The organism is Streptococcus sp. 2154, assembly GCF_013277255.1.
Classification (GTDB): domain Bacteria; phylum Bacillota; class Bacilli; order Lactobacillales; family Streptococcaceae; genus Streptococcus; species Streptococcus pseudopneumoniae.
The window spans coordinates 41727-55712 of sequence record NZ_VMMK01000021.1; the positions used below are offsets into that span (position 1 = coordinate 41727).

The 13986-nt window shown below is 39.6% G+C and carries 21 protein-coding genes and 1 pseudogene; 18 read left to right on the forward strand and 4 right to left on the reverse strand.

Going from position 1 to position 13986, the window contains the following annotated elements; all coding sequences use genetic code 11:
- The first annotated feature begins 280 nt into the window (after positions 1-280).
- From HT693_RS03325 to sodA, 4 genes are all read left to right on the forward strand, one after another.
- The gene (locus HT693_RS03325) at positions 281-1216 is read left to right on the forward strand and encodes a dihydroorotate oxidase (RefSeq protein WP_138700169.1); all 936 of its coding nucleotides are present in this window, start codon (positions 281-283) and stop codon (positions 1214-1216) included.
- A gap of 33 nt (positions 1217-1249) precedes the next feature.
- A complete protein-coding gene (gene holA, locus HT693_RS03330; RefSeq protein ID WP_172924828.1) occupies positions 1250-2287 on the forward strand; it encodes a DNA polymerase III subunit delta in 1038 nt (345 codons plus the stop codon).
- Between the two features lie 7 nt (positions 2288-2294).
- A complete protein-coding gene (locus HT693_RS11855) occupies positions 2295-2579 on the forward strand; it encodes a hypothetical protein (RefSeq protein WP_240152688.1) in 285 nt (94 codons plus the stop codon).
- Positions 2580-2703: 124 nt separating this feature from the next.
- A complete protein-coding gene (sodA, locus tag HT693_RS03340; RefSeq protein ID WP_125453430.1) occupies positions 2704-3309 on the forward strand; it encodes a superoxide dismutase SodA in 606 nt (201 codons plus the stop codon).
- 184 nt (positions 3310-3493) lie between these two features.
- On the opposite strand, the gene HT693_RS03345 is transcribed toward sodA, so the two are convergent.
- The 4 genes from HT693_RS03345 to HT693_RS03360 all read right to left on the reverse strand — a co-directional run bounded on the left by HT693_RS03345 (position 3494) and on the right by HT693_RS03360 (position 8081).
- Positions 3494-4660 (reverse strand): site-specific integrase, encoded by a 1167-nt coding sequence (locus HT693_RS03345; protein ID WP_138705128.1) that lies wholly within the window; start codon positions 4658-4660, stop codon positions 3494-3496.
- Between the two features lie 785 nt (positions 4661-5445).
- Positions 5446-6114 (reverse strand): Fic family protein, encoded by a 669-nt coding sequence (locus HT693_RS03350; protein WP_050261811.1) that lies wholly within the window; start codon positions 6112-6114, stop codon positions 5446-5448.
- Positions 6115-6653: 539 nt separating this feature from the next.
- Positions 6654-7322, reverse strand: a complete 669-nt coding sequence (locus HT693_RS03355) for a zinc ribbon domain-containing protein (protein WP_050241227.1) — start codon at positions 7320-7322, stop codon at positions 6654-6656.
- Positions 7323-7340: 18 nt separating this feature from the next.
- Complete coding sequence (locus tag HT693_RS03360; protein ID WP_240152708.1) at positions 7341-8081, reverse strand: S24 family peptidase; 741 nt, start codon at positions 8079-8081, stop codon at positions 7341-7343.
- Between the two features lie 178 nt (positions 8082-8259).
- Between HT693_RS03360 and HT693_RS03365 the strand changes: the two genes are divergently transcribed.
- The 14 genes and pseudogenes from HT693_RS03365 to HT693_RS03430 all read left to right on the forward strand — a co-directional run bounded on the left by HT693_RS03365 (position 8260) and on the right by HT693_RS03430 (position 13975).
- Positions 8260-8451: a helix-turn-helix transcriptional regulator gene (locus HT693_RS03365; protein ID WP_001241280.1), complete on the forward strand. Its 192-nt coding sequence runs from the start codon at positions 8260-8262 to the stop codon at positions 8449-8451.
- Between the two features lie 159 nt (positions 8452-8610).
- Positions 8611-8997, forward strand: a pseudogene (locus tag HT693_RS03370) (BRO family protein); the annotation flags it as partial.
- Positions 8988-9614 carry a Rha family transcriptional regulator gene (locus HT693_RS03375; protein ID WP_138705127.1) on the forward strand — a complete coding sequence of 209 codons (627 nt, stop codon included), beginning with the start codon at positions 8988-8990 and terminating at the stop codon, positions 9612-9614. The pseudogene HT693_RS03370 and the gene HT693_RS03375, both read left to right, overlap by 10 nt.
- A 270-nt stretch (positions 9615-9884) precedes the next feature.
- Entirely contained in the window at positions 9885-10058 is a 174-nt protein-coding gene (locus HT693_RS03380) for a hypothetical protein (RefSeq protein ID WP_000130088.1), read from the forward strand.
- A 154-nt stretch (positions 10059-10212) separates the two neighbouring features.
- Positions 10213-10641, forward strand: a complete 429-nt coding sequence (locus HT693_RS03385) for a hypothetical protein (protein WP_050207491.1) — start codon at positions 10213-10215, stop codon at positions 10639-10641.
- Between the two features lie 3 nt (positions 10642-10644).
- Positions 10645-10791 (forward strand): hypothetical protein, encoded by a 147-nt coding sequence (locus HT693_RS03390; RefSeq protein ID WP_000438875.1) that lies wholly within the window; start codon positions 10645-10647, stop codon positions 10789-10791.
- Positions 10778-10927: a hypothetical protein gene (locus HT693_RS03395; RefSeq protein WP_172924839.1), complete on the forward strand. Its 150-nt coding sequence runs from the start codon at positions 10778-10780 to the stop codon at positions 10925-10927. The genes HT693_RS03390 and HT693_RS03395 overlap by 14 nt, the downstream gene beginning before the upstream one ends.
- Positions 10928-11311: 384 nt before the next feature.
- Positions 11312-11812, forward strand: a complete 501-nt coding sequence (locus HT693_RS03400; protein WP_138705126.1) for a hypothetical protein — start codon at positions 11312-11314, stop codon at positions 11810-11812.
- An 11-nt stretch (positions 11813-11823) separates the two neighbouring features.
- Complete coding sequence (locus HT693_RS03405; RefSeq protein WP_138705125.1) at positions 11824-12024, forward strand: hypothetical protein; 201 nt, start codon at positions 11824-11826, stop codon at positions 12022-12024.
- 1 nt (position 12025) lies between these two features.
- Complete coding sequence (locus HT693_RS03410; RefSeq protein ID WP_172924841.1) at positions 12026-12241, forward strand: hypothetical protein; 216 nt, start codon at positions 12026-12028, stop codon at positions 12239-12241.
- Positions 12238-12534, forward strand: a complete 297-nt coding sequence (locus tag HT693_RS03415; RefSeq protein WP_138705124.1) for a hypothetical protein — start codon at positions 12238-12240, stop codon at positions 12532-12534. The genes HT693_RS03410 and HT693_RS03415 overlap by 4 nt, the downstream gene beginning before the upstream one ends.
- Entirely contained in the window at positions 12512-12853 is a 342-nt protein-coding gene (locus HT693_RS03420) for a hypothetical protein (protein ID WP_000058847.1), read from the forward strand. The genes HT693_RS03415 and HT693_RS03420 overlap by 23 nt, the downstream gene beginning before the upstream one ends.
- Positions 12846-13118, forward strand: a complete 273-nt coding sequence (locus HT693_RS03425) for a hypothetical protein (RefSeq protein ID WP_138705123.1) — start codon at positions 12846-12848, stop codon at positions 13116-13118. Before HT693_RS03420 ends, HT693_RS03425 begins: the two co-directional genes overlap by 8 nt.
- Positions 13115-13975: a primase alpha helix C-terminal domain-containing protein gene (locus tag HT693_RS03430; protein WP_138705122.1), complete on the forward strand. Its 861-nt coding sequence runs from the start codon at positions 13115-13117 to the stop codon at positions 13973-13975. Before HT693_RS03425 ends, HT693_RS03430 begins: the two co-directional genes overlap by 4 nt.
- Positions 13976-13986: the final 11 nt, after the last annotated feature.

The following is a 13986-nucleotide window of genomic DNA, read 5'->3' on the forward strand; positions in this document are numbered from 1 at the left end:
AGTTTTATTCGTTATCACTTGACTATTGCAAGGTTTTCTAGAGCAACAGAGTCATGGAATGGACTCATGGTTGAGATTTCTCCTTGTTGCTTGGACTTCATTCAAAAGTCTGTGACCCAAGTCTTATTCAAACTTCCAATATACTAGCTGTTTCCATAGCATGACTTCTGCACTAGACTTTCTTTTCCGAATAAATAGATAGAACCATAGAATCTAGTAAACCTAGAATTAAAACTGTGGTATAATATTAGCAATAAAAGGAATCTGGAGGATTAGAATCATGGTATCAACGAAAACGCAAATTGCTGGTTTTGAGTTTGATAATTGCTTGATGAATGCAGCAGGTGTGGCTTGTATGACGATAGAAGAGCTGGAAGGGGTTAAAAACTCAGCGGCAGGAACCTTTGTCACTAAGACAGCGACCTTGGACTTTCGTCAGGGAAATCCTGAGCCACGTTACCAAGATGTTCCACTTGGTTCTATCAACTCTATGGGCTTGCCAAATAAGGGCTTAGACTACTATCTGGACTACCTTTTGAATCTGCAGGAAAAAGAGCCGAACCGGACTTTCTTCTTATCTCTAGTTGGCATGTCTCCAGAGGAAACCCATACTATTTTGAAAAAAGTCCAAGAGAGTGATTTTCGTGGTCTGACTGAGCTAAACCTCTCCTGTCCAAATGTTCCAGGAAAACCTCAGATTGCCTATGATTTTGAGACAACAGACCGGATTTTGGCAGAGGTGTTTGCCTACTTCACCAAACCTCTTGGAATTAAATTGCCCCCATATTTTGATATTGTTCACTTTGACCAAGCGGCAGCTATTTTCAACAAGTATCCGCTCAAGTTTGTCAACTGCGTCAACTCTATCGGAAACGGCCTTTATATAGAAGATGAGTCTGTCGTTATCCGTCCTAAAAATGGTTTTGGGGGGATTGGTGGAGAGTATATTAAACCAACTGCTTTAGCTAATGTTCACGCCTTTTATCAACGCTTAAATCCCCAGATCCAAATCATTGGAACAGGTGGCGTGTTGACTGGTCGTGATGCCTTTGAACATATTCTCTGTGGAGCGAGTATGGTGCAGGTGGGAACCACCCTTCACAAAGAAGGCGTCGGTGCCTTTGACCGCATTACCAATGAACTAAAAGCAATCATGGCGGAAAAAGGATACGAGAGCTTAGAAGATTTCCGTGGGAAATTGCGCTATATTGACTAAATTAAATCGAAAAATCAGAAGAAAGGAGAGAAGATGCTAGCCATTGAAGAGAGTCAGAAGTTGACTTTATCAAATTTACCTAGCCTGAGCCTTTTTACAGGGACAGATCAGGGTCAGTTTGAAGTGATGAAGAGTCAAGTATTGAAACAGATTGGCTATGATTCTGCTGACCTCAACTTTGCCTACTTTGATATGAAAGAAGTGGTCTACAAGGATGTGGAACTGGAGTTAGTCAGCCTTCCTTTCTTTGCGGATGAGAAAATCGTGATATTAGACCATTTTGTAGATATCACAACAGCCAAGAAACGCTTTTTAACAGATGATGAACTCAAGTCGTTTGAGGAATACCTTGATAACCCTTCACTAACAAGCAAGTTGATAATCTTTGCAGAAGGAAAGCTGGATAGCAAAAGACGGCTGGTAAAATTACTTAAGCGTGATGCCAAGGTCTTTGATGCAGTAGAAGCCAAAGAACAAGAATTACGCCAGTATTTCCAAAAGTGGAGCCAGAAAGAAGGTCTGCAGTTTACCAATAATTCTTTTGAAAATCTTCTCGTCAAGTCGGGTTTTCAATTTAGCGAAATCCAGAAAAATCTCCTCTTTTTACAGTCCTATAAGGAAGACTCTGTTATCGAGGAAGAGGATATTGTTAACGCAATTCCCAAGACCTTGCAGGACAATATTTTTGATTTAACTCAGTTTATTCTGACTAAAAAGATGGACCAGGCGCGTGATTTGGTTAGAGACTTGACCTTGCAAGGAGAAGATGAAATCAAGTTGATTGCAGTCATGCTAGGACAATTTCGGACTTTTACTCAGGTGAAGATTTTGGCGGAGTCTGGGCAAACAGAATCTCAGATTGCAAGTAGTCTAGGTGGCTATCTAGGACGCAATCCCAATCCCTATCAGATTAAGTTTGCGCTGAGAGATGCGCGAGGACTTTCCTTGAGCTTTTTGAAGCAAGCTATTTCTTATTTGATTGAGACAGACTATCAGATTAAGACAGGTCTTTATGAAAAAGGTTTCCTTTTTGAAAAGGTACTCTTACAGATTGCTAGTCAGGTAAATTGATATTTTTTTGAAACTACAACCCGCGTCAGGATTATCTTGTCGTGGGTTTCTTGCTGATTTGCTTGTTTTATACTCAATGAAAATCAAAGAGCAAACTAGGAAACTAGCCGCAGGTTGCTCAAAGCACTGCTTTGAGGTTGTAGATAGAACTGACGAAGTCAGCTCAAAACACTGTTTTGAGGTTGCAGATAGAACTGACGAAGTCAGCTCAAAACACCGTTTTGAGGTTGCAGATAGAACTGACGAAGTCAGTAACATATACCTACGGCAAGGCGACGTTGACGCGGTTTGAAGAGATTTTCGAAGAGTATTATTAGAAAGTATTTCAGTGATTTCTTCATCTATAAGCAAAAAACTTGAAAAAAGTGAATGTTTGCGTTATCATTTTCATATAGAAAGAAAAAGAGGTATTACAGATGGCTATTATCTTACCAGATCTTCCATATGCATACGACGCTTTGGAACCATACATCGATGTGGAAACAATGCACTTGCACCATGACAAACACCATCAAACTTATGTCAACAATGCTAATGCAGCTCTTGAAAAACACCCTGAAATCGGTGAAGACCTTGAAGCCTTGCTTGCTGATGTAGAATCTATCCCAGCTGATATCCGTCAAGCACTTATCAACAATGGTGGCGGACACTTGAACCACGCTCTTTTCTGGGAATTGATGACTCCCGAGAAAACAGCTCCTTCAGCAGAACTGGCAGCAGCAATCGATGCAACATTTGGTTCATTTGAAGAATTCCAAGCAGCCTTCACTGCAGCAGCAACAACTCGTTTTGGTTCAGGTTGGGCATGGTTGGTTGTCAACAAAGAAGGGAAACTTGAAGTGACTTCAACAGCAAACCAAGACACACCAATCTCAGAAGGTAAAAAACCAATCTTGGGCTTGGACGTTTGGGAACATGCTTACTACGTGAAATACCGCAACGTGCGTCCTGACTACATCAAAGCTTTCTTTTCAGTAATCAACTGGAATAAAGTAGATGAATTGTACGCAGCTGCTAAATAATGATAGTTGGAGGGAAGAATTGTTCTTCTCTTTTTTAGGTTATAAGATTCTGGTCTGACAAAATCGTTAGACTTTTTTCATTTTTATGAGAAACGTGCTAAATTTCAAATAGGGCGTGCAAAGCCTTTGATATAGCTACTTTTCACAATTGAGCTAATGGATTTTTAAACTTTTTGTGGACTTTTTAGGAACTTTTTAATTTTTCAATGGCTTTTTCATAAAATGAAGTAGCGTTTTTCTTGTTGTCTTTGGACAAGTGGCTATAAGTATCCATGGTTATTGATATTTGAGAATGCCCTAGCCTTGTTTGTATTTCTTTGTAAGGCAGTCCAGCATTGAGCAAGATACTAGCGTGAGTATAGCGGAAGGCGTGGAATGTTAAACGAGGGCAGTCAGAAAGTTTTAAATGTTTCTCAAGTCTATGCCTAAGTGTCCTAGCGTCTCTATATTCGTCAAAGGAATTAGAAAATACTTTTTCATAAGTCAAGCCTATTTCTCTACCAACTTGCGCTTGTCTATTTTTGTAAAGCCGCAGCATGAGTACTGTCTTATTATCCAAGTCAATCATTCTAACGCTTGATTTTGTTTTAGGGGTAGTGACTTCTTTTTCACAGTTTAGAGTCTTATTTACGTCTAGTGTACCGTTTTGTAAGTCAATATCAGACCATTTGAGGGCTAAACATTCACGAATGCGCAAACCAGTCGCTAAAAGCGTCTTATACAGCACCGTATCGTAGAAATTTTTGTAAGTGTTAGGCAACTGATCCAGATAATTTAAGAATTTTTTTAAGTTATCATCATCCAGATATTTTAGTTTTTGCCCTTCTTTTGCCTTACGACGTGGGACGATAATATCACGGGCAGGATTAAAGGAGATAACTTGTAAGGATACGGCGTATTTAAGTATGCGTTTATTTAGCGAGTTAAGTTGCGGATATTCTTGGTAGCCTTTGCCTAGTTGATTGTACTCTTTTGCCCATTGATTAACTTGCTTTTGAATAACTGGGGGTGTTAGCTTATCTAGTTTGTAGTCTCCAAAGGCTGGAAGTAGATAGTTTTTTAGTCTACTCTTGATTATTGTAAGTGTTGCCTTTTTGACCGTATGGCAGTATGTTTCCAGCCAATTCTCCGCCAGTTCGGCATAGGTATTGATTTGAACCGCTTTAAATACTGTAGAGCCGTTTTTTTCAAAGTCTATTTGAGCCTGTAGCGCTTTGTTTCTAAGTTCTCTCTTGGTTCGCCCTGATATAGTCGTCTTGACTTTCTTACCCGTTACGGTATCGATGCCAAGGTAGACGCTAGAGCGATAGACTATTGAGCCGTCTTTTTTAGTATATTCTGTTATTTTCATGGTTTTACTCCTTTTTCCATCAGCAGGCAAGCAAATTAGAAAAGGTTTTGAAGTTTTACCATGCGAGGAGCTACGAGAATGCCCCTATTTTCGATTTTAATTAGTCAGACGGTAAATAATACCAGAGTAGTAAACAAGGCGGATATGGGCTTATATGGGCTTGTTTGTGATGGGTGTTTTTGGTATAATGTTTTCGCCCCTCAATTTAATTCATGAAGGGAGGTGTTATATATGCTAGAGTTGTTTTCCCTTTTTCTAGCTCCGTTACTTGTTAACGTACTATCGGAGCTTTTCAAGTTATGGATAAAGAGACGTAGCAAGTAGCTTTTAACCCTTTAAGAGGGTAGCAAAAAACCCCATCGCTGTAACGGTGGGGCTTTTTAGTTACATATGCTAGAAGCACTGCTTTTCCCTTTATACTTTCATTCTAGCATACAAGCCCCAATATTTCAAGAGTTTTATTTTTTTTTGATATTGTTTAGAGCGCTTTAAGCGTTCCTAAAATGCCGAAGTGTTGAAAATCGTCTAAATTATACCGCATTATACTTCATTAGAGAGTTATAGACTGATGAGCGTGAGAAATGCCGTCAGTCACTTTTTAAATGCAAGAGTGGTATAATAATAGCGTAGACTAAGAGGTTTGAAAGAGTCCCAACTCAACAGTAACCAGACCTTTCTGCTTCCAATCTCTCAAGATGCTACTAACCGCCTGAATCTTTCCTGTTATTTCAGTTCAGGCGATATTAGACAAGTCAGCAGCAGCTAGCTTGTCTTTTTTTGTTGTTTTAAAACTGTTTTTTTCGTATTCTTTCGTAGTCCAGTGACTTTTTGAAGAGATCAGCTAGTCCAGTTACGTCTTGATTTGCGAGGAGTTCCATATAATGCGCCCTTGAGTCTTTTGGGATGATGATAGGAGCGTTTAGATACTTCATAGCCAAGTACATAAGTATCAGGCGACCGGTACGACCGTTACCATCGCTAAATGGGTGAATCCGTTCAATCTGGATATGGGTGTCTGCTAAAATCTTTAATACTTCTTTTTCATTCTGAGCATGCTCCAAACGATAAGCAGTATTATCCGCCCATTGTGTCATCAGGTAGGGTGTTTCTGCTGGGCTAGCTGTTTGAAATTCTGCCCCGATAATAGCATTTTGAACTTGTTTAAATCGTCCTCTATCGTGTTGCAGTCTATCCACTAATAAGGCGTGAAAATCTTGAACCAGCCCCACAGTAAGAGCTTGATGGTTTGCCAATGAGTCCAAGAGATAAGAAAAGGCCTGTTTATGGTTTTCAATCTCATAAAACTCACGAATACTTTTGCCGTTGCGTGGCAAGGTGCTTTCTAAGATAATGCTGACGGTTTCGGGTAGAGAGATAGTATTCCCTTCGATACCGCTAGAATGGTAGGCCATGCGTACTAGTATATCGTCCAGATAGTTTTGTGAGTAGGTCATAATTCTCCTTTCTATAAAATTAAACTAAAATTTTTCCATTGGAATTAAGTTTGTTTTGTTTGTTTTTTAGGTCTTGGCAACCACGCTTTTTTCGGAGTCTTCACATAAATGTTGGAAAAAGTCGGATTTTCAAGAATACTGGAAAAAAACAATTTTCTTCATTTTCTGAGTCCCTAAAAAGCGATGGGGTAAACAATTCCAATCCCGTTTCTATTAGTTCTTAATGGTTGGAAAACTAACATTTCTAACACCCTAAAAAGGAGAAGGGTCTAGACAAGGTCAGAGGACTTGCTGAAGCCCGAGAAAGCACGCGCTTCAGGATTGTTGAACATTGTGGCGCGTGGTAGGCTATAGGTCGCATTTTCGGCACTTTCGGCAGCCCTAAAAGAAAAATAGTAGCGATGCGCTTCATGTTTGTTGCAATTTTGCCCAATTTTACGCTTTAGTCTGTAAATCGGCTTTCTATTCTTCAATTTTCCCCGTTTTTGCACAATAGACCATGAAAAAGAGGGGCATTCGATGAGGTTGGGGAGTTTTGTTTATGAATTATGGGTAATAACATCTAGAGCTCCAATAATCTTTTGAGCATTTTCAATAGCTTCTTTGTATTCTTTAGATGTGTTTTTAACAGGTTTTTTAATTAAATCTATAAAAACAACTGGTTTAGTAAAATCGTTAGATGTTATTCGGATTGTCATATTCAAAATCTTGGTAGTTGCTTTTCTTTTAGCGACGATTCCGCCAGCTACGGCTCCTATTACACCAAATACCGCTCCAGCTACTAAAGCTTGTCCAACACCGCCGGAAACAACAGACTGATCGTTTATAACTAATTCGTAAGATACTAAATCATCGAAGGAGTACCAGTCGGTATCATTTTTATCTTTTTTAATTAAAGATGGAATCAAAGATAAACCGCCTGTCCCAAGTGCTAAGGTAGTTTTTCCAACAACTTTAGCAGTTCCGCCAATCAGACCTGATGAACCTTTTGCTTTTCTTGCTCCGTGTATTCTATATGTGCGCTGATTTCTATCTATTTCAAGAGGTCCGACTTTATCAGTACGTTTACTTCTTACAGTAGAAGGTCTAGACGATGGAGTTGCTACTTTTTGGGGAGTTGTTTTAAGCGAGGCATTGATTGAGTATCCGCAATTCGGACAAAACTTGCAACCGACAACAGAATTTCCGCATTCAGGACAAAATTTCATAATTTTTTTACTCCTTTTTTACTTTTCTCTATAAATGCCCACGACTTCGCCGATGGTGCGTATATCGTTGCTTTCGTCTAGTTGAATATCAGCACAATCAGGGTTAAGGCTTTCTAAATACCCTTGACGCAGTTTCTTGACGTAGTTAGCGCCGTCTACTTGGAAGATACCGATAGTGTTATAGTCAACTTGAGGTGTATTCTTGATAAATAGGTAGTCGCCATTCTTTATCTTTGGCTCCATGGAGTTGCCGACGACATAAGCGATAGCGTCGTAGTCGTCTGGTATTTCATCAGTATAAAAGCATTTTTCTATGTTTAGGTTATCGTCTTGGGTTATCCCGTTTCCGGCGGTTACAACTCCGATAACAGGGAGCGTCTTGCTTTCTCTGTAGTCGTCCAGACTGATAATGTTTTCTGATACTATGTTTTCGTTTTTCTGCTCCAGCAGCTGCTTTTTAAGATAAGTCAAGGCTTTGGCTTGTCTTGGTGGAGTGAGTTGGTCATAGATGGATTGGATGGGGGAAGTGGTAGGTGTTTCTGCGTTTTTATTTTCTACTAAGTCAGACTTTGAAACGTTGAAAAAATTAGCCAGCATTTCGATTTTATCTATACGTGGGTAAGTTTTAGCATTTACCCAATCGTTGACGGTTGTATACTTAAAATCTAATGCAATAGCTAATTGACGAGGGTTTAAACCTTTTGCACTTAAAAGTCTTTTGATATTGTCCGCCATTATTTGCTTATTTCCTAATGACATGGTGCAACCGCCTTTCTATAATTCATAATTTAATTATACGGTTAAAACGTAGAAAAAGCAAGGGAAACAAAAAAAAGAAAATAAAATCAAAAAAAGTGTTGACAAGTTATCGGTTTTACCGTATACTGTCATTGTATCCGATTTAAACGGATATCCAAAAGAAAGGAGTGAGGGCTATTTGCGTCTTACATTGAAAGCGTTGCGGGCTAATAGCAACATGAAACAATCAGAGGTAGCACAAAAATTAGGAATTTCTACAACTACTTGGAGTAAGTGGGAAAATGGAAAAAGTTTTCCTGATGTTGCCCAAGTAAAAGAGATTGAAAAACTTTTCGGTGTTGCTTATGACGACATTATTTTTTTAAGCTAATATCCGATTTAAACGGATATAGAAAGGAGTAACCCAATCGCAATACTATATTACATCTACAAGATACTCCACTGGTGCTTTACCACTGGGGATTGACGAAAGGCAGGCAAGCAATGAAGAGGAACTATACAAGGGTCATCGATGAAATGCAAACCACTCACGGATTTACTAAAACGGGTAAATGATGATGAAAAGCTGACCTATGTAATATCTAGGGCAGGTCAAAAAAGAGAAATGAATATGTTGACAGAGTTCGGAGTCTATGAAGTTTTATCGCAGTCACGCAAACCACTAGCAAAAGAGTTTAAAAAAGTTGTTAAGCACATTCTGAAAGAAATCCGACTAAATGGCTACTACATGGCTGGGGAATTGGTGGAAGAACCACAGACCACTATAAAAGCCCCTGGCACGTTGGCAGAGGCAGAGCGGTATTATATCTATACACTAGCCAAAGCCATTGCAGAGGCTCAGAATATGGACGAGAAGAGCCGTCTGACAAGCAAGCTAACCAGATTCATGCAGGAGGTAGAACCACAATGGAACTAGTCTATATGGACGGCAAGAAAGAGCCGTACACATTAAGCAGCATTGTTACAGAATGTGCAGAAATCAAGCACAGACATTTAAAGATTTTGCTGAATAAGCACAGAGAGGACTTTGAGAGCTTCGGAAAGGTGCAATTTAAAATTTCACCTTCAGAGAGTGGGCAAAATGTACGAGATTATATTTTGAACGAGCAACAAGCTACTTTGTTAATCACTTACTTACGAAATACAGAACCAGTTCGTAAATTCAAAATGAACCTGGTCAAAGCTTTCTTTGAAATGCGTGAGGAGCTTTCTAAGTTTCGTATGCAGAGGGCGCTAGAAAAGCCAAAAAGAAAAACCTTGCATGACAGTATTGAGAACTGGGAACAAGCACCCAAGCACGCGCATAGCACTATGAACAACCTGCTACTAAAAGCAGTAACCGACAGGAACGCTAAGCAGTTAAGGGAAGAACGTGGAGGCTATAATGGCATCGATAGCTTGACCAGTGACGAGCTGGAGCAATATCAAGCCTTTGAAGACATGGTAATAGCCATGATTGGCTTGAATATGAGTTATCAGGAAATCAAGGCTATGGCATTCAGAAATAAAAAAACACGCCAAAGAAGCGCGTGATTGCAACAAAAAAGGCTTAGCAATAACCACACCGCAAAGCCTTTCACACTAAGACTAAAACGAATTTAACAAAAAGCAGACAAGCTATTATTAAAGAGGTTTTAGTAAGATTTATACCTAGATTATAGCATAATACAGCGGTTTCCGCTAGTACATTGAAAATAAAATAAGGTACGCTGGGAAGATTTTAAATTTTTTTCGGTTTAGGGGTTGACATTTAAGACGACAAGAATTATAATAATTTATGTCGTCAAGAAAGGAGGCAATCCGATGACTGACAAAATAAAGAAAGTAGGACGTCCGAAGGGAGAAAACTCTAATACCGTAAAATTAACAGTCAGAGTTAGCGAACAGCTAAATAGTAAGCTGGAAGAGTACGGTAAAAAGAATGGTTTGACAAAACCTGAAACCTTGAGAAAAGCCTTTGAAAATCTTACTAAATAAAAAATACCTTGCAACTTGTCAAACGCCAATCCGAGAAGTTGCAAAGTATCCGCCCCCACAAATGAGGTACGTAAATATCTTATCATGCGTACTCTTATTTGTCAAACATAGAAATAGAGTGCGCTTTTTGCGTACCCAAAAAATGAGGTATACAATGAGAAAGAAACATCAAGTAGTAAAATTTAAAGATATAGCTGAAAAATTGCCAGAATTAGAGGGTAAGTGTCTAGAAGAAATTACTAAAGTATTAGGTTACCGTAACCTAGAGAGTTGCAGAACCAACCTCTGCAAGCTGAAACAAAACAATCGCCTAGATTTTACACTAGAAAAAGGAGTTTATAGCAAGTTCGCACTCTTGGACGGTACGGTAAAAGAGGAATTGGAAGATAAGGAATTGTCAGAACGTGGGCGCTATTTGAAGAGCGTAGACCGCTACAAGGCAATGCTGAATGCTTTTTCTATCGCCTTTGATAGTACGGTCAAGGCGGAAACCAGACAAAAAGCAGAACACGACGGCTTGAAAGCCTTGGACAGAATCCCAGATAAACATTACGCCCTACTTTATGACATGATGGAGGGGTAACAGATGGAACAATACACAAAAAGAGCAAGCGCCTTGATTATAACTTTTAATCGTGGGGTTATATCTCAAGATGAGTTTATTGAAGAATTTACAAAACTAAGAGAAAAGGTAGTAAAAGCAGTAAGTGAGGCAAAGAATGACAAATTATGATAGAGCCAAGCGATTTTACAGCCGTGTAACTTACGTCCTGAGCGACTTTCTGCATGGGCGGATAGATGAACAAGAATTTAGAAAACAATGGCAACGGCTAGCAGATAAAGCCGTAAACGAAACGAAGAAAAACTAAGAAAACCGAAGTGCAGGCAAGCAATTAGAAAAGCATAGAGCGCCAACTCTTTAAACTGGTACTTTCTCACGCTTTCAATTTGGCGAGTCTGAGCGTGAGGCTAGTGGCAAGAAAAACTGTATAAGAAACAACTCAAAAAAGCCCCACGCTCTCGGTCGGCAAACTTCTGAGCGTGAGGCATGTGACAGGAAAAAAGCATTAAAAAGCCATCAAGGCGATTACACAAACATAGAAACAGAGGTAAAAGTATGGAAGAAACAACATACGATATTATCGCTAAAAGCTTGGATAGAATTAGTATGGAATTACACCAAGCTGACGAAAATAACGATTTTCTAGAATATGGGTTTTATCAGGACAATTAAAAGGCCAATGGAGGAAAACATGATATCAGATAAATTAGAAGCTATTTCAACAAATTTAGAAGAAATACAAAAAAGCCTTGTAGGGGATGAAACTGCATTAGCTAAAAGAGAAATCAGTAGAGTGTTGAACGACTTGGATGATGTTTACAGTGAACTAACTAGCACAGAATACCATGAACAACAGCAAACGATAAAGGAACAAACAGAAAGGATGAAACAGAGGGTGATTGCTGAGGTAATAGGTGAACTAGAAGAACGAGAAGAGTCTTATTACAGAAATTTTTGGGGTGACACTCAGTTTATAAAGCTACTTTCCAACTTTGATGGATTTCTTTTCTTAAACACTTACCTAGCTGAAATAACTAAAGAAAATACCTACCCAATGGAACAAAGGCAATTATTGAATTATGTATGGGAAGTTATAGCGGTTGATATCGCAAAGAAAAAACGAGGAAAAAAGAACGTTTTGGATTCATGGACAGATTCATCCTTATATACTCGTGGAATGATGATTGATTAGGAGGCAATGCAATGATACTAGACCTAGGCAAAACGACACAAGCAGAATTTGATGAAGTAATGGCTGACATCAAGGCAAGAAATCCAAACATTTTTCAACTGATTTCTGATTTTTTAGATAGAAAGGTAACACTCGAAGAGATGGATGAGTTTTTGAAGATGGAGCGAGCTGAACAAGTGGAATATATTAAGAATTATCAAGCGAGGGCATAACATGAACGAACCAGATATAAGTAACACACAGGCTGCTGTCTTAATCGTGATTTTGATTGGTTTACTGCTTTATTTAAACCACCGAGACCGCAAAAAAAGCGCCCAAATAGAGCGAGAAAACCAACAGACGATAGAAACACCTAGCGAGGATTTAAACCCTGATTATGGGCGATATATCCAGCTTGCAGGGGTCAACGTATGGGGAGGGATGGAATGAGTTACACAGTGAAGATATACCTTGATAGTGAAAAAGTACCAGATGAACCTTATTTTACTAAAGATATTTTTCTAGCTACGTGTATGGACAATGCAACAAAGTTAGCTGTAACTATGGGCTTGTTGACAAAACAAGCGTTGGATTTAGAAACTAAGACAGCTATCTTGAAAACCCTTGATACAATCATAGAGACTCAAAAAGCTATTTTGCAAGGGGTAGCGAGCGGACAAATAACCTTTGTAAATAAAAGTAAAGGAGAGGAGGAACTGGATGAGCCTATCAGAGAACGATAAACGAGTATTAAGATTAATCAAGGTAGGGGCTGAGAACTCCATAACAGGGTCAGAAATTAGCCTGACAACCAAGCTAACAGAAAGAACTGTACGTGACATTATCAAGCGTCTAGTAGTTAAGCACAACATCCCTATTGTAGGGGTTAGATGCGGCGTTTTTAGTGGGTACTTTATTCCAGCGAATAAAGGCGAGTTACTAGATGGCGCTAAGGCTTTTTACAACCAAGTACAGGAGGAGAGCAAGCGCCTAGCGGTGTTGATGAATAGCGACCTAGAAAGCTACAAAGAAACCTTGAAGGAGGTGGGCGGATATGTTTAGCCTAAGCCGAGAAAGCGAGCAAGACCTAGCGCATGGCATTCTGGAGGTAGTGGAAAGATACCTGGAAGCGCGTGAGAAAGTACCGCCAAGATTGACCAAGTTAATAAATAGAGTTGAACTCAAAGAGGAATTGAAAATTAGTGACAACACGCTGAATAAGTGGGAAAGTCAGGGTTTAAGACGCTATCAACCGCAGGACGATGGTTCAAGAATGATTTACTATTTAGTAACTGACATCTGGAAGTTTCTGGGGGTGGATGAATGACAATTTACGAGGCTAGAGGTTTCCAGAGTAATCTTGTCTATCCATTTGATAAGATTGAGCCGTTCCAGTACATTGAACGCTTTAAGCCTTTGGTAGTCCCTAAAAGTGCTGATCCGGAGGAATACAAAAGAACCCAGGCGCCATATTGTTTAAGTGGTAAGGTTATGCCGGAGAAAAACGGGAGTTACAAACGAAACAACTCCAGTCTAATCTATCGGGATTTGATTTTCCTTGATTATGACGATATACAGGGGACGACTGAGGACTTCATAGAAGCCGTTTCTAGCGCTTTGTTTGGCTACTCTTATATCTTATACCCGACTATCAAACATAGCATAGAAAAGCCCCGTTTTCGCCTTGTGGTGAAATCTAACAACGTGATGAACGAGGCAACCTATAAGCAGGTAGTAAAAGAGATTGCTGACAAGATTGGGCTACCCTTTGACATGGCCAGTTTAACCTGGTCACAACTCCAAGGGCTACCAGTAACAACAGGCGACCCAGCAACTTATCAAAAGATTGTAGAGCATGGACTTGATTATCCAGCCCCCAAGGTTGAACCAAGAGCGAAGCAAGGAACTACTGAGCGTTATAAACCTAGAGTAAGTGGCCAGAGGTCAATGACTATGAGGATTATTGACACGCTTTTCAACGGATTTGGAGACGAAGGAGGGCGCAACGTAGCGCTGACACGCTTTGTGGGATTACTCTTCAATAAGTGGGTTGATTGTGACCTAGAGACCGCCTATGAACTGACAAAGATAGCAAATAGCGTGACAGTTGAACCATTGCCTATTGAAGAGCTAGACCGCAGTTTCAGTAGTATAGCACGGGCTGAATATAGAAAGAGAGGTTAGAACCATAGAAC

Coding starts and splice junctions, on each gene's coding strand:
- HT693_RS03325 (WP_138700169.1), top strand. CDS start 281: ATGGTATCAACGAAAACGCAAATTGCTGGTTTTGAGTTTGATAATTGC.
- holA (WP_172924828.1), top strand. CDS start 1,250: ATGCTAGCCATTGAAGAGAGTCAGAAGTTGACTTTATCAAATTTACCT.
- sodA (WP_125453430.1), top strand. CDS start 2,704: ATGGCTATTATCTTACCAGATCTTCCATATGCATACGACGCTTTGGAA.
- HT693_RS03345 (WP_138705128.1), bottom strand. CDS start 4,660: ATGAAAATAACAGAATATACTAAAAAAGACGGCTCAATAGTCTATCGC.
- HT693_RS03350 (WP_050261811.1), bottom strand. CDS start 6,114: ATGACCTACTCACAAAACTATCTGGACGATATACTAGTACGCATGGCC.
- HT693_RS03355 (WP_050241227.1), bottom strand. CDS start 7,322: ATGAAATTTTGTCCTGAATGCGGAAATTCTGTTGTCGGTTGCAAGTTT.
- HT693_RS03360 (WP_240152708.1), bottom strand. CDS start 8,081: ATGTCATTAGGAAATAAGCAAATAATGGCGGACAATATCAAAAGACTT.
- HT693_RS03375 (WP_138705127.1), top strand. CDS start 8,988: ATGGAACTAGTCTATATGGACGGCAAGAAAGAGCCGTACACATTAAGC.
- HT693_RS03380 (WP_000130088.1), top strand. CDS start 9,885: ATGACTGACAAAATAAAGAAAGTAGGACGTCCGAAGGGAGAAAACTCT.
- HT693_RS03385 (WP_050207491.1), top strand. CDS start 10,213: ATGAGAAAGAAACATCAAGTAGTAAAATTTAAAGATATAGCTGAAAAA.
- HT693_RS03390 (WP_000438875.1), top strand. CDS start 10,645: ATGGAACAATACACAAAAAGAGCAAGCGCCTTGATTATAACTTTTAAT.
- HT693_RS03395 (WP_172924839.1), top strand. CDS start 10,778: ATGACAAATTATGATAGAGCCAAGCGATTTTACAGCCGTGTAACTTAC.
- HT693_RS03400 (WP_138705126.1), top strand. CDS start 11,312: ATGATATCAGATAAATTAGAAGCTATTTCAACAAATTTAGAAGAAATA.
- HT693_RS03405 (WP_138705125.1), top strand. CDS start 11,824: ATGATACTAGACCTAGGCAAAACGACACAAGCAGAATTTGATGAAGTA.
- HT693_RS03410 (WP_172924841.1), top strand. CDS start 12,026: ATGAACGAACCAGATATAAGTAACACACAGGCTGCTGTCTTAATCGTG.
- HT693_RS03415 (WP_138705124.1), top strand. CDS start 12,238: ATGAGTTACACAGTGAAGATATACCTTGATAGTGAAAAAGTACCAGAT.
- HT693_RS03420 (WP_000058847.1), top strand. CDS start 12,512: ATGAGCCTATCAGAGAACGATAAACGAGTATTAAGATTAATCAAGGTA.
- HT693_RS03425 (WP_138705123.1), top strand. CDS start 12,846: ATGTTTAGCCTAAGCCGAGAAAGCGAGCAAGACCTAGCGCATGGCATT.
- HT693_RS03430 (WP_138705122.1), top strand. CDS start 13,115: ATGACAATTTACGAGGCTAGAGGTTTCCAGAGTAATCTTGTCTATCCA.